At 74.0% G+C, this 22527-nt stretch carries 22 protein-coding genes; 15 read left to right on the forward strand and 7 right to left on the reverse strand.

Translation table 11 applies throughout. The features are described from left to right. Positions 1 to 103 precede the first annotated feature (103 nt). Complete coding sequence (locus tag ACZ51S_RS02740; RefSeq protein ID WP_468477507.1) at positions 104 to 1210, forward strand: DUF2330 domain-containing protein; 1107 nt, start codon at positions 104 to 106, stop codon at positions 1208 to 1210. 13 nt (positions 1211 to 1223) lie between these two features. Continuing rightward, the gene (locus ACZ51S_RS02745) at positions 1224 to 2012 is read left to right on the forward strand and encodes an alpha/beta fold hydrolase (RefSeq protein ID WP_468801885.1); all 789 of its coding nucleotides are present in this window, start codon (positions 1224 to 1226) and stop codon (positions 2010 to 2012) included. Between the two features lie 107 nt (positions 2013 to 2119). On the opposite strand, the gene ACZ51S_RS02750 is transcribed toward ACZ51S_RS02745, so the two are convergent. The 3 genes from ACZ51S_RS02750 to ACZ51S_RS02760 all read right to left on the reverse strand — a co-directional run bounded on the left by ACZ51S_RS02750 (position 2120) and on the right by ACZ51S_RS02760 (position 4649). Continuing rightward, positions 2120 to 2863, reverse strand: coding sequence for a hypothetical protein (locus ACZ51S_RS02750; protein WP_468477505.1), 744 nt, complete (start codon positions 2861 to 2863; stop codon positions 2120 to 2122). A 95-nt stretch (positions 2864 to 2958) separates the two neighbouring features. Further along, the gene (locus tag ACZ51S_RS02755) at positions 2959 to 3747 is read right to left on the reverse strand and encodes an ATP-grasp domain-containing protein (protein WP_468801886.1); all 789 of its coding nucleotides are present in this window, start codon (positions 3745 to 3747) and stop codon (positions 2959 to 2961) included. Then, complete coding sequence (locus ACZ51S_RS02760; protein ID WP_468477503.1) at positions 3744 to 4649, reverse strand: ATP-grasp domain-containing protein; 906 nt, start codon at positions 4647 to 4649, stop codon at positions 3744 to 3746. Before ACZ51S_RS02760 ends, ACZ51S_RS02755 begins: the two co-directional genes overlap by 4 nt. Before the next feature lie 227 nt (positions 4650 to 4876). Here ACZ51S_RS02760 and ACZ51S_RS02765 point away from each other — a divergent pair, with 227 nt between their 5' ends. The 11 genes from ACZ51S_RS02765 (at position 4877) to ACZ51S_RS02815 (ending at position 16070) form a co-directional block, all read left to right on the forward strand. Then, positions 4877 to 6484, forward strand: coding sequence for a sensor histidine kinase (locus ACZ51S_RS02765; RefSeq protein ID WP_468801887.1), 1608 nt, complete (start codon positions 4877 to 4879; stop codon positions 6482 to 6484). Beyond that, a complete protein-coding gene (locus ACZ51S_RS02770) occupies positions 6481 to 6882 on the forward strand; it encodes a roadblock/LC7 domain-containing protein (protein ID WP_136214855.1) in 402 nt (133 codons plus the stop codon). The genes ACZ51S_RS02765 and ACZ51S_RS02770 overlap by 4 nt, the downstream gene beginning before the upstream one ends. Further along, positions 6879 to 7235, forward strand: coding sequence for a DUF742 domain-containing protein (locus ACZ51S_RS02775; protein WP_388936307.1), 357 nt, complete (start codon positions 6879 to 6881; stop codon positions 7233 to 7235). Before ACZ51S_RS02770 ends, ACZ51S_RS02775 begins: the two co-directional genes overlap by 4 nt. Beyond that, a complete protein-coding gene (locus ACZ51S_RS02780) occupies positions 7216 to 7863 on the forward strand; it encodes a GTP-binding protein (RefSeq protein ID WP_468477501.1) in 648 nt (215 codons plus the stop codon). Before ACZ51S_RS02775 ends, ACZ51S_RS02780 begins: the two co-directional genes overlap by 20 nt. Further along, positions 7860 to 9089: a cytochrome P450 gene (locus tag ACZ51S_RS02785; protein WP_468477500.1), complete on the forward strand. Its 1230-nt coding sequence runs from the start codon at positions 7860 to 7862 to the stop codon at positions 9087 to 9089. Before ACZ51S_RS02780 ends, ACZ51S_RS02785 begins: the two co-directional genes overlap by 4 nt. Beyond that, positions 9086 to 10324 (forward strand): cytochrome P450 family protein, encoded by a 1239-nt coding sequence (locus ACZ51S_RS02790; protein WP_468801888.1) that lies wholly within the window; start codon positions 9086 to 9088, stop codon positions 10322 to 10324. The genes ACZ51S_RS02785 and ACZ51S_RS02790 overlap by 4 nt, the downstream gene beginning before the upstream one ends. Positions 10325 to 10440: 116 nt before the next feature. Beyond that, positions 10441 to 11172 carry a DUF7873 family protein gene (locus tag ACZ51S_RS02795; protein WP_388936297.1) on the forward strand — a complete coding sequence of 244 codons (732 nt, stop codon included), beginning with the start codon at positions 10441 to 10443 and terminating at the stop codon, positions 11170 to 11172. Positions 11173 to 11783: 611 nt separating this feature from the next. Next, positions 11784 to 12539 carry a (5-formylfuran-3-yl)methyl phosphate synthase gene (locus ACZ51S_RS02800; protein ID WP_468477498.1) on the forward strand — a complete coding sequence of 252 codons (756 nt, stop codon included), beginning with the start codon at positions 11784 to 11786 and terminating at the stop codon, positions 12537 to 12539. A gap of 8 nt (positions 12540 to 12547) precedes the next feature. Then, a complete protein-coding gene (locus ACZ51S_RS02805; RefSeq protein ID WP_468801889.1) occupies positions 12548 to 13951 on the forward strand; it encodes an aldehyde dehydrogenase family protein in 1404 nt (467 codons plus the stop codon). After that, entirely contained in the window at positions 13951 to 15084 is a 1134-nt protein-coding gene (locus ACZ51S_RS02810; protein WP_468801890.1) for an NAD(P)-dependent alcohol dehydrogenase, read from the forward strand. The genes ACZ51S_RS02805 and ACZ51S_RS02810 overlap by 1 nt, the downstream gene beginning before the upstream one ends. A gap of 80 nt (positions 15085 to 15164) precedes the next feature. Next, positions 15165 to 16070, forward strand: coding sequence for a class I SAM-dependent methyltransferase (locus ACZ51S_RS02815; protein ID WP_468477496.1), 906 nt, complete (start codon positions 15165 to 15167; stop codon positions 16068 to 16070). 56 nt (positions 16071 to 16126) lie between these two features. Here ACZ51S_RS02815 and ACZ51S_RS02820 read toward each other — a convergent pair whose 3' ends face one another. The 4 genes from ACZ51S_RS02820 to ACZ51S_RS02835 form a co-directional block, all read right to left on the reverse strand. Then, the gene (locus tag ACZ51S_RS02820) at positions 16127 to 16660 is read right to left on the reverse strand and encodes an EF-hand domain-containing protein (protein WP_468801891.1); all 534 of its coding nucleotides are present in this window, start codon (positions 16658 to 16660) and stop codon (positions 16127 to 16129) included. A 301-nt stretch (positions 16661 to 16961) separates the two neighbouring features. Beyond that, positions 16962 to 17702: a zf-HC2 domain-containing protein gene (locus ACZ51S_RS02825; protein ID WP_468477494.1), complete on the reverse strand. Its 741-nt coding sequence runs from the start codon at positions 17700 to 17702 to the stop codon at positions 16962 to 16964. Beyond that, the gene (locus ACZ51S_RS02830) at positions 17699 to 18301 is read right to left on the reverse strand and encodes a sigma-70 family RNA polymerase sigma factor (RefSeq protein ID WP_467883788.1); all 603 of its coding nucleotides are present in this window, start codon (positions 18299 to 18301) and stop codon (positions 17699 to 17701) included. Before ACZ51S_RS02830 ends, ACZ51S_RS02825 begins: the two co-directional genes overlap by 4 nt. Before the next feature lie 83 nt (positions 18302 to 18384). Further along, on the reverse strand, positions 18385 to 19371 hold the full coding sequence (locus ACZ51S_RS02835) for a DUF1996 domain-containing protein (protein WP_468477493.1): 987 nt from the start codon (positions 19369 to 19371) through the stop codon (positions 18385 to 18387). A 160-nt stretch (positions 19372 to 19531) separates the two neighbouring features. On the opposite strand from ACZ51S_RS02835, the gene ACZ51S_RS02840 reads away from it, so the two are divergent. Together ACZ51S_RS02840 and ACZ51S_RS02845 are read left to right on the forward strand one after the other, a co-directional pair. Continuing rightward, positions 19532 to 20266 carry a DUF1838 family protein gene (locus ACZ51S_RS02840; RefSeq protein WP_468477492.1) on the forward strand — a complete coding sequence of 245 codons (735 nt, stop codon included), beginning with the start codon at positions 19532 to 19534 and terminating at the stop codon, positions 20264 to 20266. A gap of 393 nt (positions 20267 to 20659) precedes the next feature. Beyond that, complete coding sequence (locus ACZ51S_RS02845; RefSeq protein WP_468477529.1) at positions 20660 to 22432, forward strand: S8 family peptidase; 1773 nt, start codon at positions 20660 to 20662, stop codon at positions 22430 to 22432. Positions 22433 to 22527 lie beyond the last annotated feature (95 nt).

Below are 22527 nucleotides of genomic sequence, written 5' to 3' on the forward strand. Positions count from 1 at the left end.
CGGGCCCCGGCCCGGTCGAGCAGGCCGACCGCGGGCCGGCCGGGCCGGCCGCGACGAGAGGCGGAACCGGCCGGCGGCCGGCCACGTCTGAGAGCCCGTGTGGATGAAGAGAAGGATCCTGGCGCTGCTGTTCGCCCTGCTCGCGACCCAGATCGGATCGCTGGTCAGCCCCGCCCACGCGTGCGGCTGCGGGGCGATGGTGCCCGACGGCGCCTCCCGGATCGGGGTCGACCGGGAGAGTTCCGTCGTGCGCTGGGACGGCCGGACGGAAGAGATCGTGATGCGCTTCACCGTCGGCGGCGACGCCCGCCGCGCGGCCTGGATCATGCCGGTCCCCGGCCGGGCCACCGTGGAGCTCGGCGACCCGGCCCTCTTCCGGCAGCTGACCGAGCTCACCAGGCCCGAGCGCAGGACCCGCACGTACTTCTGGCCGCGCGAGCGGGACTGGCCCTTCTCCTCAGGCCGCGGGGACGCCTCGGCCGCCGCCCTGCCCGGAGCCGGCAGCCCGGTCGGCGTGGTCGGCCGCGAGCGGCTCGGCGACTTCGACGTGGCCCGGCTGACCGCGACCGACCCCGGGGCCCTGCGCACCTGGCTGGAGGACAACGGCTTCGAACTGCCCGAGCGGCTCGCCGCCGAACTGAAGCCGTACGTCGACCAGAAGTGGGAGTACGTCGCCGTCCGCCTCGCCCCCCGCGAGCCCGGCCGGACCCTGCGCGGCGAACTCGAACCGCTGCGCATCCGCTTCGACAGCACCCGCCTGGTGTACCCGATGCGGCTGTCCCGGCTGGCCCGCACCCCGCAGTCCCTCGCCCTCTACGTCCTCGCCGACCACCGGATGGAGCCCGGCTCGGCGATCGGCGGCGCCGGCCCCGAGGTGACCTTCGCCGGGACCGTCGCGCCGAACGGCGCCCTGGGCGAGCTGACCGGCGGCAAGCCGGTGTTCCTGACCGCGATCGACCAGCGGTTCCCCGACCCCTCCCGCATCGACGGGGACCACGAACTGCGCGCCACCGCCAAGGACACCCCCTACCGGCGGGCCGTCTACCGCGACGAACTCCTCACGGCGGGCGGGATCCCCGTCTGGCTGCTGACGGTGGGCGGCGTGCTGGGGGCGGCGACGGCCGCAGCCGTGTTCCTGGCCGTGCGCGGGCGCCGCCCGTCCCGCTCGCCCGGCCCCGGGAATCCGCTTGACCTGCCCGAAGGCGCCTGACACCGTCCCGACGGTGATCACCTTCCCCGCGTACGACGGAACCCGCCTCGCCTGCCACACCAGCGGCGGGGGCACCCCGCTGATCTGCCTCCCCGGCGGCCCCATGCAGGACTCCGCCTACCTCTCCGGCCTGGACGGCCTCCTCCCGCACCGCCGCCTCGTCCGGCTCGACCTGCGCGGCACCGGCGGCTCGGAGGCCTGCGAGGACCCCGCCGGCTACCGCTGCGACCGGCTCGTCGACGACGTGGAGGCCCTGCGCGAACACCTCGGCCTGGAGACGGTGGACCTGCTGGCGCACTCCGCCGGCGCCAACCTGGCCGCCCTGTACGCCGCCCGCCACCCCGGACGCGTCGGCCGGCTCCTGCTGGTCACCCCCAGCGTCTTCGCCGTCGGCATCCCCGTCGCCGGGGACGGCCGGCTGGAGGCCGCCCGGCTGCGCGCCGCGGAGCCCTGGTTCGCACCGGCCTACGCGGCGCTGGAGGAACTCGTCGCGGGCCGGGCCACGGCGGACACCATGGAGGCCGTCGCCCCCTTCTGGTACGGCCGCTGGGACGGGGCGGCCCGCGCCCACCGGGCCGCCGAGGCCGGGCAGAAGAACCACGAGGCCGCCGCCGCGTACGGAGCCGAGGGCGCCTTCGACCCGGACGCCACCCGCGAGGCACTCGCCGGGCTGGCCGCACCGGTACTGCTGCTCGCCGGCGAGGCCGACCTGGCGGCCCCGCCGCGCGCGATGGCCGCGTACGCCGGACTGTTCCCGGACGCCCGGCTCACCGTCCAGCCCGGAGCCGGCCACTTCCCGTAGCTCGACGACCCGGCCGCCTTCGGCGGCGCCGTGGCGGAGTTCCTCGCTTAAGGGCCGTGGATGCGGGCGATGCCGATCCCGACCGCGGCCGGGCTTTACGGGATCCCTCAGGAGCCGTCAGCGGGAGCCGGGGCCCAGGTGGTGGTGAGGCCGTCGAGCCAGGAGGGCGGCAGCTCGGCGGCGTCCCATTCCTCCCGCAACGCCGTGGGCGCCGCGTCGAGCCGCTCCAGCACGGCGATGCTGGTGGGGGAGTGCAGCAGGGAGTAGCGGCCGTGGAGCGCGATGGTGCTGCCGGGTCCGTACCGGGCGTACAGCCCTCGCAGGCGGGCGCGGTGGTCGTCGGTGAACCGCGTGAGGCGTCCCGCGTATGCGGCCCGCCGCCGGGGGCTCATGGTCGCGAGGACGGCGGTGAGCACCTGCTCGGAGACTTCCGGATCGAGGTCGGAGGCGGTGCTGAAGGACAGGTAGAGGGGGGTCACCGCCACCTTCGCCCGTTCCACTTCCATCCTCCGGACGGGCGTACGGGCGTCCCGCGAGGCTTCCGACGCGCCGGCGCCGACGGCCCGGGCCAGGGCTCGTTCGGCGATGTCGCCGAGTGCGTCGGTGAGGGCGCGGGCGCCGTCGAGCCGGCCCGCTGCGTAGCGTTCGCCCTTTTCCCCGGGGATGGTCGCGGCGGTCGCGGCGATCTCCCGGTGGGCGGCGGCGAGTACTCCGGCCTCGACGAGCCCGATCAGCTCGTCGGCGGCGTCGGAGGGAACCCCCGCCCGGCCCAGGAGCTGGACGAGTGTCGTCCTCGCGTTGTGGAGACTGGCCGGGTCCAGCTGTTGCGGGTCTTCGTCGGCGGGGTTCATGGAATCCTCGTCGTCATGGGTCGCGCCGCAGGCGAGTCTACGCACATCGCCCGCCGGGTCCGCCACCCGGACGCGCCCCGGCCCGCCCGCGCGGGCTACCGGGCCCGGCGCAGGGCCAGGGCGGCGAGGGCTTCGGGGGCGCCGGCCTGGCCCCGGACGCCGGGGAAGGCGTTGACGTCGACGATGAGGGGTTCGCCGTCGGCCGTGGTGATGACGTCCACGCCGTAGACGTCCAGCGCGAAGACCGCGCCGACCCGCAGGGCCAGTTCGTCCACTGGGCCGGGCAGCCGGCCGGGGGACCGGCCCGGCTCCTCGGGTCCGGTGGCCAGTTCGGATCGCCGCAGGCCGGTGAAGACCCGGTCGCCTATCACCCACAGCTTGTGGTCCCAGCCGCTGTTGGGGGTGAACGGCTGCACCACGACGGGCTCCCGTTCCCAGCCCGCGGCGGCCAGTTCGCGCAGCCCCGCCGGGCCGTCGACGCGGGCGACGAGGTCGTGCTTGCGGCTGTGCCGGCTCTTGACCACCACGGGCCAGGAGGGCTGCTCGCAGGCCCCGGGCTCCGCGAGCGAGCCGAAGGTGCGCGTGGCGGCGAAGGGGAGTCCGGCCCGCCGGGCCAGCTCGGCCATGCCGGTGCGGTCCTGGCAGCGCCCGGTGGCGGCCGCCGAGTTCAGTACGGGCGCCCCGCGCCGCTCCAGTTCCCGCGCCAGGGTCAGGGCCACGGGGGTCCGCGCCTTCAGCAGGTACACGTCGGCCCGTGCCCCGGCCGCGGCGGCCGCCCCGGCCTCCGGGTCCAGTACCCGCACTTCGTGCTCCGGCGCGAGCAGGGCGGCGGTGGCCGCCAGCAGGGGGTGCCCGGCGTCCGGGGTGATCAGACCGACCCTCACGCGCCGTCCCCCGCCGCCGCCTGCGCGGGCACGGCCACCGGCCGGGCGTACGGCCGCACGGGCGGGCGGGGCACGGCGGCCGGGCGGGCGCCGCCCGAGCGGGCCAGGTCCAGCACGGCGCGCGCGACCCGCGCGGCCGCGTCCGGCACCTGGCGGAAACTCGGGAAGTCGTTCACGTCGACCACGACCGGCCCGTCGGGACCCAGCAGCACGTCGACCCCGTACAGGTCCAGCCCGTACACCTCACCCACCCGGGCGGCGATCCGCGCCACCTCGGCCGGCAGCCGCACCCGGCGCTCGCGGACGGGGGCGTCCGGGTGCAGCGGTGAGCGGCGCTCGGTGGCGTACGACTCCCCGCCGACGCAGTACACCTTGAGGTCGGTGCCGGAGTTCGGGACGTAGGGCTGCGCGATGAGCATCCCCTCGCCCGCGAGCTCGGGCAGCAGGCCGGCGAGCCGGTCCGGCGACGCTAGCAGGTGCACGCCCCGGCCGGAGCTGCCGTCGGCGGGCTTGACCACCAGCGGGTACGCGGAGTCCGGCAGGCCTGCCAGGAGTTCCGGCCGGGCGAGGGCGTAGGTGGGCGGCATCGGCAGGCCCCGGGCGCTGCCGAGCGCGGCGGCCAGGGCCTTGTCCCGTACCCCGCGGATCGAGCGGGCGTCGTTGACGGTGGTGGTCCCGGCGGCGGCAGCGGCTTCCAGCAGGGTGAGCCCCGGCCCGCCGGACACCGTCTTGAGCACCCAGGCGTCGTGCGCACCGGCCCGGACCAGGCCGTCCATGCGCAGCAGGGAGCCGCCCGGCCGGACGACGTCCACCTGGTGGCCCCAGGCGGTCAGTTGCCGGACGACCTCGTTGGGCATGCCGTCGTGGCGGTAGTGCTCCTCCACCAGGAAGCAGAGCCTCATGGACCTTCCCCGTTTTCCGGACGTCCGCCGATTCCGTCCGGCGAGTGGTGACGTCACAGGATGCCACGGCATAGCCCCGAAACCGCTCCAGAAGGATCCTAACTGGGCACTACTCAACGTAATGTTTGTCAAGACCTTTCCTAAACGATCACCAATCCTCTTATAGTTGTGGCTCGTTGCCACAGGAACCCTCTCTTCCATTTACGCCCGGTTTGAGGCTTTGATTGATGACGGCGTCGCCCACCCCCCTCCGCCCCTCCGCGCTCGCCCTGCTGATCACAGCAGCGGCCGCGGGAGCTCTCTCCACGGCGGCGGTGGCCGCGGCCCCGTCGGCCGTCCAAGTCCCGCTCGCCTGGTTCTCCTTCTCCGGCTCACTGCTGCTCGCCGTCGCCGCCTGTGCCGTCACCTGGTGGGCGCGCACCGCCCGGCAGCTGCGCGGCCGGCTCTCCCACCTCGCCGGCGAACTCTCCGCCCGTGACGCCCACATCGCCCGGCTGACGGCCGACGGGGCCCGCGACGCGGCGGCCCGCACCGCCGAACGCACCCGGCTCACGACGGCCCACGCCGCCGAGGTGGAACACCTGACGGCGGCCCACGCCGCCGAACAACTCCACCTCACCACCGCCCACGCCGCCGAACTGGACCGGATCAACGCCGCCCACGCCCTCGAACTGGACCGGATCACCGCCGCCCAGCTCGCCACCCGGGAGCGGCTCGGCGACGAACTGCGCCGCGCCCAGTCGGGCCGCGCCGCCGCCATGGCCGCCGCCGCCAACGCGGCCGGCCGGATGCAGGCGCTCGCCACCGGAATGCTGGCCGACCTGCGGGACATGGAGCACAGGCACGCCGACGAGGCGGTCCTCGGCGACCTGCTCCACCTCGACCACCGCACCGCCCAGGCCGGCCGCCTCGCCGACTCCATCGCCGTCCTCACCGGAGCCCGCTCCGGCCGCCGCTGGGCCAGGCCCATCGTCATGGAGTCCATCCTGCGCGGCGCCATGGGCCGCATCGGCGGCTACCAGCGGATCCGGCTGCACTCCACCAGCGAGGCCGCCGTCGCCGGGCACGCCGCCGAGGGCGTCATGCACGCCCTCGCGGAACTCCTCGACAACGCGGCGAACTTCTCGCCGCCGACCGCCGAGGTCCACGTCTACGTGGAGGAGGTGCCGGCCGGGGTCATCATCACCGTCGAGGACAGCGGACTCGTCATGAGCGAGGTCCAGCTGCGCCGCGCCGAACAGGCCGTGTCCGCCGGCTCCCCGGACCTCGCCGGCCTCTCCGGCACCCGCCTCGGCCTCGCCGTCGTCGGCCGCCTCGCCCGCAAGCACGGGCTGACCGTATCCTTCCGCCCCTCCGCGCGCGGCGGCACCGGCGCCCTGATGATGATCCCCGAGGAACTGATCAGCCACGCGCCGGCCGAACCGGTGCCCGCCCCGGCCCTCCTCGCGGCCCCCGAGCCCGCCGCCCTGGCGGCCCCCGTACCGGCCCGGCGCACCGAGCCCGAGCCCGCCGGCCCCGCGCCGGCCCCGCGGACCGGGGCGGAACCCGCCCGCGGCACCCCCGTAGACTCCGCCGAGTCCGAAACCACCGGCCGCAACCCGGTGCTCGGCGAGAGCGGACTGCCCCAGCGGCGGCGCGGCCGGACCCTGGCCGCCGCCCACCCCGACGGGGCCGACGCCACGGGTGCGGCGGCCCGCACCCAGGCCGCCCCCGGCGGCGCGTCCCGGTCCGCCGCCCGCTTCGGCAGCTTCCGCCAGGCCGTACGCGGCACCGCGGCCCCGGCGCAGCAGCAGCCCACGAACCCCCCGCACCCGGAAGGCAACGACACCCCATGACCGGCTCCACCACCGACGAGACGCTCAGCTGGCTCCTGGAAGGGCTCCTGGAGCGCACCCCCGGCGCCCGGCACGCCCTCGTGCTCTCCCGCGACGGCCTCAAGCTGTGCCGCACCCCCGAGCTGTCCGTCGACCAGGCCGACCAGCTCGCCGCGATCGCCGCCGGCATCCAGAGCCTGTCCCACGGGGCGTCCATCGAGTTCGGCGACGGCACCGGAGGAGTTCGCTCCGCCATGGCCGAGTTCTACGGCGGGATCCTCTTCATCGTCGAGGCCGGCGAGGGCGCGCACCTCGCGCTCGTCGCCGCCGAGGACGCCGACGCCGGCCTCGTCGGGCACAACATGTCCGAGCTGGTGGAGCAGCTGAGCGAGCATCTGATCGCCAGGCCCCGGGGATGAGCCGCGTCAGGCCGGGCCGGGACGACTCCCCGGACCGGCTCTACACCCTCACCGGCGGCCGCAGCAGCTCCGGCAGCGACGCCTTCGACCTCGTGACCCTGATCGTCGCCGAGTGCGACCCGGTCCCCGGCATCCAGTCCGAGCACGCGGCGATCCTGCGGATGTGCCGCTTCCCGACGGCCGTGGTGGAGGTGGCGGCCGAACTGGGCCTGCCCGTCTCGATCGTACGGATCCTCCTCGCCGACCTCCTCGCGGCCGGGCGGATCAGCGCGCGGCACCCGCGCCTCACGACGTACCGCCTTCCCGACCCCGACATCCTGGAGCAGGTGCTCGTTGGACTCCGCAACATCTGACCGGGCCGAACCCCGGCAGGCCCTCAGCAGCACCGCCGACAACGGCCTCAAGATCGTGATCGTGGGCGGCTTCGGCGTGGGCAAGACCACCATGGTCCGCTCGGTCAGCGAGATCCGCCCGCTGAACACCGAGGAGACGATGACCAAGGCGGGCGAGGCCGTCGACGACACCGACGGCGTGGGCGCCAAGACCGCCACCACCGTCGCCTTCGACTTCGGCCGCATCACCCTCGACGCCCACAACGTGCTCTACCTCTTCGGCGCCCCCGGCCAGGAGCGGTTCTGGTTCCTGTGGGACCGGCTCTTCTCCGGCACCCTCGGCGCGGTCGTCCTCGTCGACACCCGCCGCCTCGCGGACTCCTGGTACGCCATCGACCGCCTCGAACACCACGGCACGCCCTTCGTCGTCGCCTGCAACGACTTCGGCGGACCGGCCCACACCGCCGAGCAGATCCGCACCGCGCTCGACCTCCCGGCCGAGGTGCCCCTGCTGTTCTGCGACGCCCGCTCCCGCGCATCCAGCAAGCAGGTGCTGATCTCCCTCGTCGAGCACCTCCAGCACCGCCACAGCCACCGGCCCGACCAGCCGGCCGTCGTCCCGCACACCCTCCCGGAGCCCACCCCGTGACCACCCCCGAGCCACAGCCCGTCTACCTGGGCGGCCCCCGCTTCCAGAGCGACCCCGCCGAGCTGTACCGGGAGATGCGCCGCGACCACGGCCCCGTCGCCCCGGTCGTCCTCGACGGCGACGTCCCGGCCTGGCTGGTCCTCGGCTACCGCGAACTGCACCAGGTCACCAGCGACCCGCAGCTCTTCTCCCGCGACTCCGACCTGTGGAACCAGTGGGACCGCATCCCGGCCGACTGGCCGCTGCTCCCGATGATCGGACGCAAGCAGCCGTCCATCCTCTACACCGTCGGCGAACGCCACCGCGAGCGCGCCGCCGTCATCTCCGACGCGCTGGAATCCGTCGACCCCTTCGAACTCAGGGGCCACGCCGAGCGCTTCGCCGACGAGCTCATCGACGGGCTGTGCGGCAAGGGGCGGTGCGACATCGTCGGCGAGTACGCCATGCTCCTGCCCCTGCGCGTCCTCGCCCGCATCTACGGGTTCTCCGACGAGCAGGGTCCGGGCCTCGTCACCGCCATGAACGACATGATCAACGGCCGGGAGGGCGCCCTGGCGGGCCAGCGCCACCTCGGCGAGTCCATGTACGCGCTGCTCGCGGCGAAGGCCGCCGCCCCCGGCCCCGACGTGGCCTCCCGGATGCTGGCCAACACCGCGGGGTTCACCGTCGACGAGATCGCCCAGGACCTGATGGTGATGATGGCCGCCGGCCACCAGCCCACCGCCGACTGGATCGGCAACTCGCTGCGCCTGATGCTCACCGACGACCGCTTCGCCGCCTCCCTGGCGGGCGGCCGGCACAGCGTCGGCGAGGCCATGAACGAGGTGCTCTGGGAGGACACCCCGACCCAGAACGTCGCCGGCCGCTGGACCACCCGCGACACCCACCTCGGCGGCCGCCGCATCGGCAGCGGCGACCTGGTCCTGCTCGGCCTGGCCGCCGCCAACGCGGACCCCCACGTACGCACCGACGCGGGCGCCCTCACCGGCGGCAACAACGCCTTCTTCTCCTTCGGCCACGGCGAGCACCGCTGCCCCTTCCCGGCGCAGGAGGTCGCCGAGGCCATCGCCCGCACCGGCATCGAGGTCCTCCTCGACCGGCTCCCGGACGTCGACCTCGCCGAGCCCGCCGCCGGACTCACCCGGCGGCCCTCGCCCTGGCTGCGCGGCCTCACCGCCCTCCCCGTGACCTACACCCCGACCCCCGCTCTTGGAGCCACCCCGTGACCTGCCCGATCGACCACACCGGCCCCGCCCCCCTCACCCTCGACCCCTTCGTGGCCGACCTCGACGCCGAGAGCGCCGCGCTGCGCGCCGCAGGCCCGCTGGCCCGCGTCGTCCTCCCCGGCGGCGTCGCCGTGTACGCCGTCACGCACCACGCCGAGGCGCGCAAGCTCCTCACCGACCCCCGGGTCGTGAAGGACATCAACGTGTGGGGGGCCTGGCAGCGCGGCGAGATCCCCCTCGACTGGCCGCTCATAGGCCTGGCCAACCCCGGCCGCTCCATGCTGACCGTCGACGGCGACGAGCACCGCCGGCTGCGTACGCTCGTGGCCCAGGCCCTGACCGCCCGCCGGGTGGAGAAGCTGCGCGCCGGCATCGAGGCCCTCACGGCCAGTTCGCTCGACCGGCTGGAGGCCCTCGCGGACGACGGGACGGTCGACCTGAAGGCGCACTTCGCCTACCCGCTGCCGATGAACGTCATCAGCGAGCTGATGGGCGTCGACGCCGCCGAACACCCGCGCCTGAAGGCGCTCTTCGAGAAGTTCTTCTCCACGCAGACCCTCCCCGGGGAGGTCCCCCAGATGATGGCGGACCTCGGCGCGCTCTTCTCCCGGATCGTGGAGTCCAAGCGGGCCAATCCCGGCGACGACCTCACCAGCGCGCTGATCGCCGCCTCCGAGGACGGCGACCGCCTCAGCACCGAGGAGATCACCAACACCCTCCAGCTGATGGTCGCCGCCGGACACGAGACCACCATCAGCCTGATCGTCAACGCCGTCGTCGCCCTGGAGACCCACCCCGAGCAGCGGGCCCTCGTCCTCAAGGGGGAGGTCCCCTGGGAGAACGTCGTCGAGGAGACCCTGCGCTGGTCCACCCCCACCTCGCACGTCCTCATCCGGTTCGCCACCGAGGACATCGAGGTCGGCGACCGGGTCCTGCCGAAGGGCGAGGGGCTGATCGTCTCCTTCGGCGCGCTCGGCCGCGACGAGGCCCAGCACGGCGAGAACGCGGGCGAGTTCGACATCACCCGCGCTCCCAACCGGCACATCGCCTTCGGCCACGGCCCCCACGTCTGCCCCGGCGCGGCCCTGTCCCGCCTGGAGGCCCTGGTGGCCCTCCCTGCGCTCTACGCCCGCTTCCCGGACCTCACGCTGGCCGTCGCCCGCGAGGAACTGCGCAACAAGCCGGTCCTCACGCAGAACGACCTGTACGACCTCCCCGTGCGGCTGCGCGGCTGAGCACACGGGCCGGAACAGGGGCTGGAGTACGGGCCGGGCACGCGCCGGAACCCGCGCCGGAGCCGCGCGCCAAAAAGAAATGGTAGTCACACCGGGGCCGTTGCTAGGTTGATCACGTGCCGAAGCTGAATCAGATCATCGCAGTCGAAAAGGGCGTCAAGTCCAAGTCCCTCCAGGAGCTCACCCAGGCTCACCACGACGTGCAGAAGCCCGCCCTCCTGGCCGGCATCTCGCGTACGTACCAGCCCAAGGACGAGGAGGGCGAACAGCTGCCGCCCGAGTCCACCCGGGTCCAGGTCAAGGCGGAGGACGTGCTGCGGGCGACGGCCGGCACCCTGACCCGCCTGTTCGACGTGACGGCGACCAAGGACTGGGCGAACCGCACCGCGGCCGCCGACGTCGTCGTCGACGGCAACGTGCTGCTCGCCCAGGTCCCGGTGCCCTACCTGCTCTTCCTCGAGAAGCAGCTGACCGACCTGCACACCTTCGTGCGCAAGCTGCCCGTCCTGGACGCCTCGGAGTCCTGGAACCTGGACCCCTCCACGGACTCCTGGAAGACGGAACCGGTGCGCACGATCCGCACCAAGAAGGTGCCGCGCAACCACGTCAAGGCCGAGGCCACGGAGAAGCACCCCGCGCAGGTGGAGGTGTACTACGAGGACGTCGCGGTCGGCTACTGGACGACCGTGAAGTTCTCCGGCGCCCTCCCGGCCCGCCGGGTCAACGAACTCCTCGACCGGGTGGAACGGCTCCAGCAGGCCGTGAAGTTCGCCCGCGAGGAGGCCAACGGCGCCGAGGTGACCGACCAGCGGGTCGGGGACGCCGTATTCGGCTACCTCTTCGGGTAGCCCCACGAACGCCCCCTGTGTGACAGGGGGTGCGCGAGAGCGCAAGCTGAAACTGACGTTGAAGCTGAAACAGGGGTGTCACTGGGGGTTCGAATCCCTCCCCCGGCACACGTGCCGGGGTGGCCCAAGCCGGTAGAGGCGGCCCCTTGAATCTCAGATTATCGCTCCAGTCTCAGCATTCGCCGCCGAACACCGGATCGACCGAGCGGGGACGATCACCGACGGATGGGGGTTCAAGTCCCTCCTGCGCCTCTTCGCGGCGCGGTAGTTCAAAGGTAGAACACGTCGGCCTCAGAATGATCCCCGCTCTTAAACGGCGCCGGTGTGCGCAATTGGGTGGCACCGAGGGGCCCGGGAACTGGACATGTTCCCGGGCCCCGTCACGTTCCCGGTCCCCGTCTCGTTTCCCCCGCCCCGCCGGTCCCCGGCGCACTGTCCCGTTTGCCCCGCCGTGTACGGCGCGCCGTACGAGGACCCGAGCGCCAATGGACACCCCGTGCGCCCTCCCGGACCCCATGGGTCACGGAAATGATGAGCACGTCGCACATGAACCAGGTGATCCGCGGTCCCCGGCCCCCGGCCGGGCGGACCGGCGGCGAAAGGAGTTCACGGTGTTGCTTCTCATCTCCCCGGACGGCGTCGAGGAGGCTCTCGACTGCGCGAAGGCGGCGGAGCACCTCGACATCGTCGACGTCAAGAAGCCCGACGAGGGCTCCCTCGGCGCGAACTTCCCCTGGGTCATCCGGGAGATCCGCGACGCGGTACCGGCGGACAAGCCGGTGTCCGCGACCGTGGGGGACGTCCCGTACAAGCCCGGCACGGTGGCGCAGGCCGCGCTCGGCGCGGTCGTCTCCGGCGCCACCTACATCAAGGTCGGCCTCTACGGATGCACCACGCCCGACCAGGGGATCGACGTCATGCGCGCGGTCGTCCGGGCGGTGAAGGACTACCGCCCCGAAGCGCTGGTCGTCGCCTCCGGCTACGCCGACGCCCACCGGATCGGCTGCGTCAACCCGCTCGCCCTGCCCGACATCGCCGCCCGCTCCGGCGCCGACGCCGCCATGCTCGACACCGCGATCAAGGACGGGACGCGGCTGTTCGACCACGTACCGCCCGACGTCTGCGCCGAGTTCGTCCGGCTGGCCCACGCCGCCGGCCTGCTCGCCGCCCTCGCGGGCAGTGTCACACAGGCCGACCTCGGACCGCTGACCCGTATCGGCACGGACATCGTCGGGGTGCGCGGAGCGGTCTGCGAGGGCGGCGACCGCAACGCCGGACGGATCCGGCCGCACCTGGTGGCCGCCTTCAGGGCGGAGATGGACCGGCAGGCCCGGGAGCACGCGGCCGGCGTCACCACCGTGAGCTGACCACCGGCATGCCGACCTCCGAGCCCGATCGCGTCCCCCGAGACCGGACCCCGCGCCTCGCCGTCGTCGACCCGTCCACCGGGGAGGTCTTCGACGAGGCCCCCGACCAGCAGCCGGACGCACTGGACGGCGTCGTCGACCGGTCCCGCCGGGCCTGGCACGGCTGGCGCGCCGATGCCGCCGCCCGTACCACCGCTCTGCGCGCGGCGGCCGACGCCGTCGAGGCGGCCGCCGACGACCTCGCCCGGCTGCTCACCCGGGAACAGGGCAAACCCCTGGCCGAGTCGTACGCGGAGACCGCCCGTACGGCGGCCCGGCTGCGCTACTTCTCCGACCTGGCCCCCAGTACCCGGCGGATCACCGACGGCCGGCCCGTCCACAGCGAGATCCGCTGGCGCCCCCTCGGACCCGTCGCCGCGATCGTGCCGTGGAACTTCCCCCTCCAGCTGGCGGCGGCGAAGTTCGCGCCCGCCCTCGCGGCGGGCAACACCGTGGTCCTCAAACCGTCTCCCTTCACCCCGCTCGCCACCCGGCTGCTCGGCTCCGTCCTCGCCACCGTCCTGCCCGAGGACGTGCTGACCGTCGTCACCGGCCGCGAACCGCTCGGCGCCCGCCTCGCCTCCCACCCCGGCATCCGTCACGTCACCTTCACCGGCTCGGTGCCCACCGGGCGGGCCGTCGCCGGAGCGGCGGCGGCCTCGCTGGCCCGGGTCACCCTCGAACTGGGCGGCAACGACGCCGCCGTCCTGCTGGACGACGTCGAGGTGGACCGGATCGCGGACCGGCTGTTCTGGGCCGCCTTCCGCAACTGCGGGCAGGTCTGCATGGCGGTCAAACGGGTGTACGCCCCGGCCCGGATCCACGCCCAGGTCGTCGAAGCCCTCGCCGAGCGCGCCAAGGCCGTCACCCTGGGGCCCGGCCTGGACCCGCACACCCGGATGGGACCGGTCAACAACGGCCCCCAGCTCGCCCGGGTCGAGCGGATCACGCAGCGGGCCCTGGCCGACGGTGCCCGTGCGGCGGCCGGGGGCCACCGGCACGCCGGGCCGGGCTACTTCTTCGCCCCCACGATCCTCACCGACGTTCCCCCCGACAGCCCGGTGGTGACCGAGGAGCAGTTCGGGCCGGTCCTGCCGGTGCTGCCCTACCGGAACCTCGACGAAGCCGTCGACGCCGCCAACGGCACAGGCTTCGGACTGGGCGGCTCCGTGTGGGGCACCGACCCCGACCGGGCGGCGGCGGTGGCCGACCGGCTCGAATGCGGCACGGCCTGGATCAACCACCACGCCGAACTGTCCCTCGCCCAGCCCTTCACGGGCGTCAAGGACAGCGGCGTCGGCGTGGCGGGCGGGCCGTGGGGGCTGTACGGCAACCTGCGGCCGTTCGTCGTCCACCGCCCGAGGGAGGCGTGATGGTGAGCTTCCGGGCGGCCGTACTGCGCTCGTACGAGGACCCGTTCGCGGTCGAGGAGGTCGCCCTGGCGACGGAACCCGCCGTCGGCGAGGTCCTGGTCAAGATCGCCGGCTGCGGGATGTGCCGGACCGATCTCGCGGTCCGGCGATCGGCCGGCCGCAGCCCGCTGCCGGCGGTGCTCGGCCACGAAGGGGCCGGGGTCGTGGTGCGGACGGGCGGCGGCCCGGACACCGCCATCGGCGTCGGCGACCACGTCGTGCTGAGCTTCGACTCCTGCGGGCACTGCCGCAACTGCCGCGGCGCGGCCCCCGCCTACTGCGACTCCTTCGCCTCCCTCAACCTCTTCGGGGGACGCGAGGAGGCCGCTCCCCGGCTCACCGACGCGGCCGGGGGAGCGCTGTCCCCCCGGTGGTTCGGCCAGTCCTCCTTCGCCGAGTACGCGCTCGTCTCGGCCCGCAACGCCGTCCGGGTCGACCCCGCGCTCCCCGTCGAACTGCTCGGGCCGCTCGGCTGCGGCTTCCTGACCGGCGCCGGAGCCGTGCTGAACACCTTCGCGGCCGGCCCGGGCGACACCCTCGTCGTCCTCGGCGCGGGAGCCGTGGGCCTGGCCGCCGTGATGGCGGCCACCGCCGCCGGCGCGCTGACCGTGGCCGTCGACCGGCACCCCCGACGGCTGGCCCTGGCGGAACGGTTCGGCGCGATCCCCCTGCCCGCCGGAACGCCCGGAACACCCGGAGCATCCGGAACGCCCGGACGGGCCGAGCGGATCCGGCGGCTCACCGGCGGCGGCGCGCAGTACGCGCTCGACACCACGGCCTCCGCCCCGCTCATCAATGACGCGCTGCGGGCACTGCGCCCCACCGGCACCCTCGGCCTGGTGGCGCGGCTCCACACCCCGCTGCCGCTCGAACCGGGCACGCTCGACCGGGGCCGCGGCATCCGCCACATCTGCGAAGGGGACGCCGTCCCCGGACTGCTGATCCCGCTGCTGACCCGGCTCTGGCAGGCCGGACGCTTCCCCTTCGACCAGCTCATCCGCACCTACCCGCTGGCCGACATCAACGAGGCCGAGCGCGACTGCGACGCCGGCCGCGTGGTCAAACCGGTCCTGCTCCCGACCGCAGGACGGTGAGCGCGGTACGCGGCACCGCGGCCCCCCCGCATCCGACGAGCAGGAAGCTCGCGGCCCCCACCCCCGCCCATGGAGGAGACATGACCGGCACGGCGCCGCAGCACACGGACGTGGAAGGCGTCGACGCAGGTGTGGGCCTGACCGCCCTCCTGGTCGCCGCGGCACGGGCGATCGAGACCCACCGAGACGACGGCCTGGCCCAGGACGCCTACGCGGAACACTTCGTGCGCGCCGCCCCCGCGTGCGCGGACTGGCCGGTGCGCATCCAGCAGGTCCCGGACGGGGACGGCGACCCGCTGTGGGGGCGGTTCGCCCGGTACTTCGGCCTGCGGACCAGGGTGCTCGACGACTTCCTGCTCGGGTCGGTGCGGACGGGCCCCCGGCAGGTGGTCCTGCTGGGAGCGGGGCTGGACACCCGCGCCTTCCGGCTGGACTGGCCGTCCGGCTGCGCGGTCTTCGAGATCGACCGAGCGGCCGTGCTGGAGTTCAAGCACCGGGTGCTCACCGGCCTGGCGGCAACGCCGAAGGCGAAGCGCGTCCCCGTACCGGTCGACCTGCGCGCGGACTGGGCCGGCGCGCTGACCGCCGCCGGCTTCGACCCGGCCGCACCGAGCGTCTGGCTGGCCGAGGGACTGCTCTTCTACCTGCCGGGCCCCGCCGAGACGTACCTCATCGACACGGTGGACGGGCTGACCACCGGGGGCAGCGCCCTGGCCTTCGAGGCCAAGCTGGAGAAGGACCTGCTGATGTACCGCGACAGCCCGATCTACACGGCGACGCGGGAAGGGACCGGCATCGACCTGCTCGACCTCTTCGACAAGGGGCCACGACCCGACTCCGCGGGCGCCCTGACGGCCAAGGGCTGGTCCGCCTCGATGCACACGCCCTTCGACTTCACCCGTCGGCACGGGCGCGGCCCCCTCCCCGAGCCGAACGACGCGCTGGAGGGGAACCGGTGGGTGTTCGCGCACAAGCCACGGCCATGACCCCCACAGCGCTCAGCGCATCGCCGCCCCGCGCGGCGATGCGCTGGCGGGCCGTGTCAGACGGCCCGGGCGGTCACGAGCCGGTCGCCCGGGATCCCGGACTTTTCCGGCGCGTAGTAGTCCTCGATGCCGGCGGCCCACGTGTCCACGGTGATGCGGTCCTCGGCGTCCGGGCCGAAGGCGTCGAAGAGGGCGTGGATGTTCGCCTCCTCGAAGCCGATCGCCGTCATCAGCGACACGAAGAGGGAGCGCTCGATCAGCCCGTCCCCGTCGGGATCGCCGAGTGCGGAGAGCGCCCCGGCGAACTCGGTGATCGTGGGCCCGAAACGCCCGGGGTCGAGCACGAACGGACGGAACTCGTCCAGGGTGATCACGCCGTCGCCGTTGGCGTCCAGTTCGCTGGCCAGCGTCGTCCAGTAACGGCGGAACGCGGCCTGGATGGCGGCCTTGGCGCCGTCGTCCGACGCGGCCGCCGCCTCCAGAACACGGCCCGTCATCAGGTCGAAGTCTCCGGAGTCGATGACCCCGTTGCCATTGGCGTCGAAGAGGGAGAAGACCAGTTCGGCCCGCTTGGCGGCTTCCATTCGCATGTTCCATCACCTGTCCTCGGTGACCCGGCGGTTTCCGGGCCGTGCCCCATGGAACCGCCATGAAGGGCCGCAGACCGTCGATCTTCGCTTGTGGTGACAGAAGGACCGCCGAATGAACGTGTCCGTCACATCCGATGCCTCGGCTGTGACAACCGGACCGCTTGACCGATCCCGTTCATCAGCTCAGATGACCCCGCAGGCGGCAACTCCTGGACCTGGCCCGCCTTCCGCCGGGCCGCCCCCGAGCCGGTACGGGGACCCGCGCGGTCGCCGCGGGTCCCCGTACCGCGCCCGGCGCGGGCTACACCGGCACGGACACGTAGGTCCGGCCCGCGTCGTTCACCACCTGGACCTCCTTGACGTCCGAGGGGTCCACGGCCGCGGAGCCGTCCAAGGCGGCGCCCTTGCCCTCGCCGTGCTCCGCCGCGCCCACGACCCAGCCGCCCGCCACGGACCGCGTACCGTCCCGGGAGACCACCACCAGCCGGCACCGCTCGCCCGCCGGCACCCCGGTCACCGCCGCGCGCAGCCGCACCCACTTGGCCGCCGGCGTCAGCTGTACGGTCATCCGTGCGCCGGTGCCCGCATCGGTCGCGGAGGCCACCCGGGTCCCCGCCACCGGCGGCGAGGGCGCCGCCGACGCGGACGGCGACGGCGGCGGCGGAGGCGGGGGCAGCGCCCCGGTGTTCCCCGCGTCCGCGCCCACCCGGGCCCCGGCCCAGAACACCGCCGCCAGGGAAGCCGCCGCGGCCAGCCCCACCACCGCGTTCCTCCACCGCGCGGCCGCCGCCCGCTCCCCGCGCACCTGCCGCAGGGTCCGCTGGAGCATCAGGTCGCCGCCCTGCGGCGGCCCGTCCAGGAAGGCCTCCTCGGGCACCTCGCCCAGCGCCCTCTCCATCTCCCGCAACGCGGCCACCTCCTCCCGGCACCGCACGCAGTCGCCGAGGTGCTCCTCGACGCGCCGTGCGTCCTGTCCGTCCAGGACGCCGAGCACGTACGGGCCGAGCAGTTCCATGTCCTCCTCGTGCCGCTGCCGGTTCACGCCACCACCTCCCGCAGTCCGCCGGGCTGCTGGGGCGGCCGGCCGGTTCCTCTCCTGTGCCCGCCGTCGGCGGTGCCGTCCCCGAACACCTCGCGCAGCGCCTTGAGGGCGTAGTGCGAGCGCGACTTGACCGTCCCCGCGGGGATGCCGAGGCGGTCGGCGGCCTCGGCGACGCTGTGCTGGCGGTAGTACAACTCCGTCAGGACGTCCCGGTGTTCCGGCGACAGCCGGTCCAGGGCGCCGAGCACCGTCATGGCGTCCACCACCGCGTCCGCGTGGTCGCCCTCCACCGGGGGAGCGGCGGCCGACCCCGAGACCTCCGGCGGCCGCGCGGCCTTGGCCCGGTACCGGTCGGTGATGATGTTCCGCGTCACGGTGAGCAGCCAGCCGCGCACCGAGCCCTTCCCGTTGACCAGGACCTCGGAATGCCTCCAGGCCCGGATCAGGGTCTCCTGGACGACGTCCTCGGCGGCGGCGCGGTCGCCGGTCAGCCGGGTGGCGTAGGCGAGCAGGGCGTTGCCGTGTTCCTCGTACACCGCCCTGATCAGCGCCTCGTCGGTCGAGCCCCGCCGAGTGCGGGGCCACAGTGGTCCGGGCATTGCACCCTCCGTCCGCCTCCGTATTGCGTCGTGCGGTCGGAACACGCCCCGAAGGGCCCGCCGGTTCATGTGACCCGCGTCACTCACATCCGGCAGGTGCGGCCTTCGTTGAGGCAGCCGACGAGCTCGGCCATCCGCGCGTCGGTCATCACGTCCACGAACATCGCGTGGTCCGTCCTCGGGCTGTGCCGCTGCTCCGGGAAGGAGTCGAGCGCGATGGGTACCCCGGGCGGCACCGCGTAGGCCAGCGACAGCCGCAGCTCGGGCACCGGGAACGTGCCCTGCGGGCAGACGCCCCGCGCGGAGGGGAACGCGAGGTGCGAGCGGTGGTCGGCGGCAGCCGTGTCCAGCCCGTTCCAGCAGCTGGGGAAGACGAGCGTACGGGTCACCAGCTGCCCGGCCGGGCAGCGCGGGTAGCTGGTGGTGGACCGGCCGGGGGAGCCCGAACAGCCCCAGCGGGCCCGGACGTCGGCCCCGCTCCCGGCCGTGGCCGCCACGGCGTCCCCCGTGACGGCCCGCAGGAAGCGGGGCATCGGCACCACCTTGCCCACGGGGCTGCCCCGGAACTCCACCCGCACCGAGGTCTCGGCGAGGATCTCGCCCGCGTTGCCGTGCCCGGCCGCCCGCTCGTGGGGCCGGCCGCCCGGCCGGTCGGTGCGCCGCAGGACGGGCCAGTAGTACGTGGAACGGTCGCCGCCGGCGCAGCTCGTGCCGGCGGAGGCCAGCGAGGCGTCGGTGGACAGGGCGTCCGTGGACAGATTGCCCACGTACGCGTGGGTGTGGTGGGCACCCGCCCGCAGACCCGGCGACACCACCACGTTGTCCTGGTTCCAGTGCCCTTGTTCGTTGCGCCCGCACTCCACCGTCACCGTCCCCGTGGAGGCGTCGGGCCCGGCCGGGGGCGGGGCGGGCCCGGGCGGGACGTCGCCGATGTCCACGCGGTCGCCGGACGCGGGGACGGCGTGCCGCGGCGCCGCGGCCGTCCGGGCGGCCCCCAGTACGGCCGCGGCCAGCCCGGCACCGAGCAGGAGGCACACGAGCAGCGCCAGCAGGCGGTTTCCGTTCCCCATGACGGTCACGGTCGCCGGTGGCGCGCCGGGCCGTCAACCGGGCATCCGTACGAGGCGGTCCCCGCGTTTTCGTAGGTGCCGGGGGGGGTGCGCGGACGGGGGCGAGGTTGGCCCGTCCGGTGCTTGTCCGGCCGCGGGCCCGGCCGCGAGAGTTCTCCGTATGACACCGGAAGAGCTCCTGCACGCCTTCGCCCGCACCCGTGCCTCCCTCGACGGCGAGGAGACGGTCTTCTGGTGGACCGGCGACATCCACTCCTGGGCGCCCGGTGAGCCCTACCGCCGCCTCTTCGGCTTCGAGGGCCTCAACGCCGCCCGGCTGGAGGCCGACGAAGAGGGCGGGGGCTACCGGATGCTCTCCCGCGAGGCCGCCTTCTACCTCGACCCCGCGACCCGGGAGATCCTCGACACCTGGCAGGGCAAGCCCGTCGTCCACGTCTGGAACGATCCGGCCAACCAGCGGTTGCGGCCCTTCCCCGTCCCGCGCACCGAACTGGGCGACCAGGTCTGCTTCAGCCTGGAGATCCCCCTCGCCCACCCCTCCCCGCTGCCGGTCGCCGACTACCCGCTGAACTCGGCCGACGACACCTACCGGGCCCTGGAGCTCTTCCAGTTCTTCACCTCCGCGGCCGCCCTCGCCGGTGACGCCCCGAGCGTCCCCGCCACCATGTCGTGGACCCGGATGTCCCCCTGGCTGCCCTGGATGGAGCAGGGGCAGCGGCCCGGCGGACTCACCTTCCACTGCCGGGGCGTCAAGCTCGGCTCGTACACCGAGGTGCCCGAGCGCACCCGCGCGTACATCGCCGCCCACCACCCGGAATTCGCCCGCGCCCCGGAGAAGTGGGCCGGACCCAACGAGTCCAGCTGGACCTACTTCCGCCGGCTCAACCCGCGCTGACCTGGCCTCCCCCCGCCAACCCCCGGAGGGGGAGGGGCCCCACAGGGTCCGGACAAGGGTTTTCCCCGTATCGGGTTCACCCCCGCGTTGCCTACTGTCTGCCCACCGGCGATCTTCCGGGCCCCGGGCGGACCCCGCACCAACCCCACATGGTGTGAAACGACCGAGGACGCGCTGATCGCCGGGTACGCCGTTGCCCTGCCCCGCCGTCGCGGCCGGGCGACGTGGCGCGCGGCGGCGGCCGGGGCGGGATCGACCAGCCCGCCCAGGCCCCGCTCCGCCTGTTCCACCTCCCACACTGCACCCACCGGCCGCTCCGGCCTGCCCGGATCCGGCCCGTAAAAGGGGAACAACGTGCACGCACCCAGACGCCGGCTCATATCCGTCGTGGCCATGTCCGTCACCCTGCTCGCCGGCTCCGCCACGGCCGCGGTGGCCGTGACCCCCGCGAACGACCCGGCCTCCACCCTGCCGGCCGCCGCGGCCCCCACCGCCCCCGCCGCCGCCCCGGTCGAGAACCTGATCGTCGGCTACAAGTCCTCGGCCTCCGAGGCCAGCTCGAACGACGCGGCCGCGAACGACGCCGCCGCCAAGGGCAAGAAGGCCGGCAAGAAGGCCACGTTCGACCGCCGTCTCGGCACCGGAGCGGCCCTCGTCAACCTCGGCGGTGCGACCGCCCCGGCCGACGCCGCCGCCCTGATGGACCAGTTCCGCGCCGACCCGGACGTCGCCTACGTCGAGCCGGACTCCCGCGCCTACGCGATGGCCACGCCGAACGACACCGAGTACGCCAAGCAGTGGGACCTCTTCGAGCCCACCGCCGGCATGAACGTGCCCGCCGCCTGGGACAAGACCACCGGTTCCGGCGTCACCGTCGCCGTGCTCGACACCGGTTACGTGGCCCACTCCGACCTCGCCGCCAACGTGGTCGCCGGCTACGACTTCATCAGCAGCTCCACCGCCGCCCGCGACGGCAACGGCCGCGACAGCAACCCGGCCGACCAGGGCGACTGGAGCGCGGCCGGCGAGTGCGGCACCGGCTCCAGGGCCAGCGACTCCTCCTGGCACGGCACCCACGTCGCCGGCACCATCGGCGCGGCGACCAACAACTCCAAGGGTGTCGCCGGCATCGCGTACAACGCCAAGATCCAGCCCGTCCGCGTGCTCGGCAAGTGCGGCGGCGCCACCTCGGACATCGTCGACGCCATCACCTGGGCCTCCGGCGGCACCGTCGCGGGCGTCCCGGCGAACGCCACCCCCGCCAAGGTCATCAACATGAGCCTCGGCGGCTCCGGCGCCTGCACCGCGAGCTACCAGAACGCCATCAACGCGGCCGTCGCCCGCGGCACCACCGTCGTGGTCGCCGCCGGCAACAGCAACGCCGACGCGGCCGGCTTCTCGCCCGCCAGCTGCAACAACGTGATCAACGTCGCCGCCAGCAACCGCACCGGCGACCGCTCCTTCTACTCCAACTACGGCGCGATCATCGACGTCGCCGCCCCGGGCGGTGAGACCCGCCGCGCCACCGACACGCCCGGCACCGTCACCACCCCCGAGAACGGCATCCTCTCCACGCTGAACGCCGGCACCACCACCCCCGGCGCCGAGATCTACAAGCCGTTCCAGGGCACCAGCATGGCCGCCCCGCACGTCGCGGGCCTCGCCGCCCTCCTCGTCGCGGCCAAGCCCTCGCTGACCCCGGCGCAGATCGAGTCGGCGATCAAGACCAACGCCCGCCCGCTGGCCGGCACCTGCACCGGCGGCTGCGGCACCGGCCTCGCCGACGCCACCGCGACCGTCAACGCCGTGACCTCGACCCAGCCCACCCCGGCCTTCGAGAACACCGCGGACTTCGCCATCGGCGACAACACCACGGTCGAGAGCCCGATCACCGTCTCCGGCGTGACCGGCAACGCCCCGGCCACCCTCAAGGTCGGCGTGAACATCACGCACACCTACACCGGTGACCTGAAGGTCGACCTGGTCGCCCCCGACGGCACCGTCTACACCCTGCACAACCGGGCCGGCGGCAGCGCGGACAACATCAACCAGACCTACACCGTCAACGCCTCCTCCGAGGTCGCGAACGGCACCTGGAAGCTGCGCGTCAACGACAACGCGGGCGGCGACACCGGCAAGATCGACTCCTGGAGCCTCGGCTTCTGACCCGGTTCGCACCGGTCCCGGCGGAGCCCCCCAACTCCGTTCTGACGGGCCGATAGTACGGACCAATCCAGTGCGCTGGCCTGCCGGTACCTCCC

Source organism: Streptomyces sp. NPDC034043 (genome assembly GCF_055575675.1).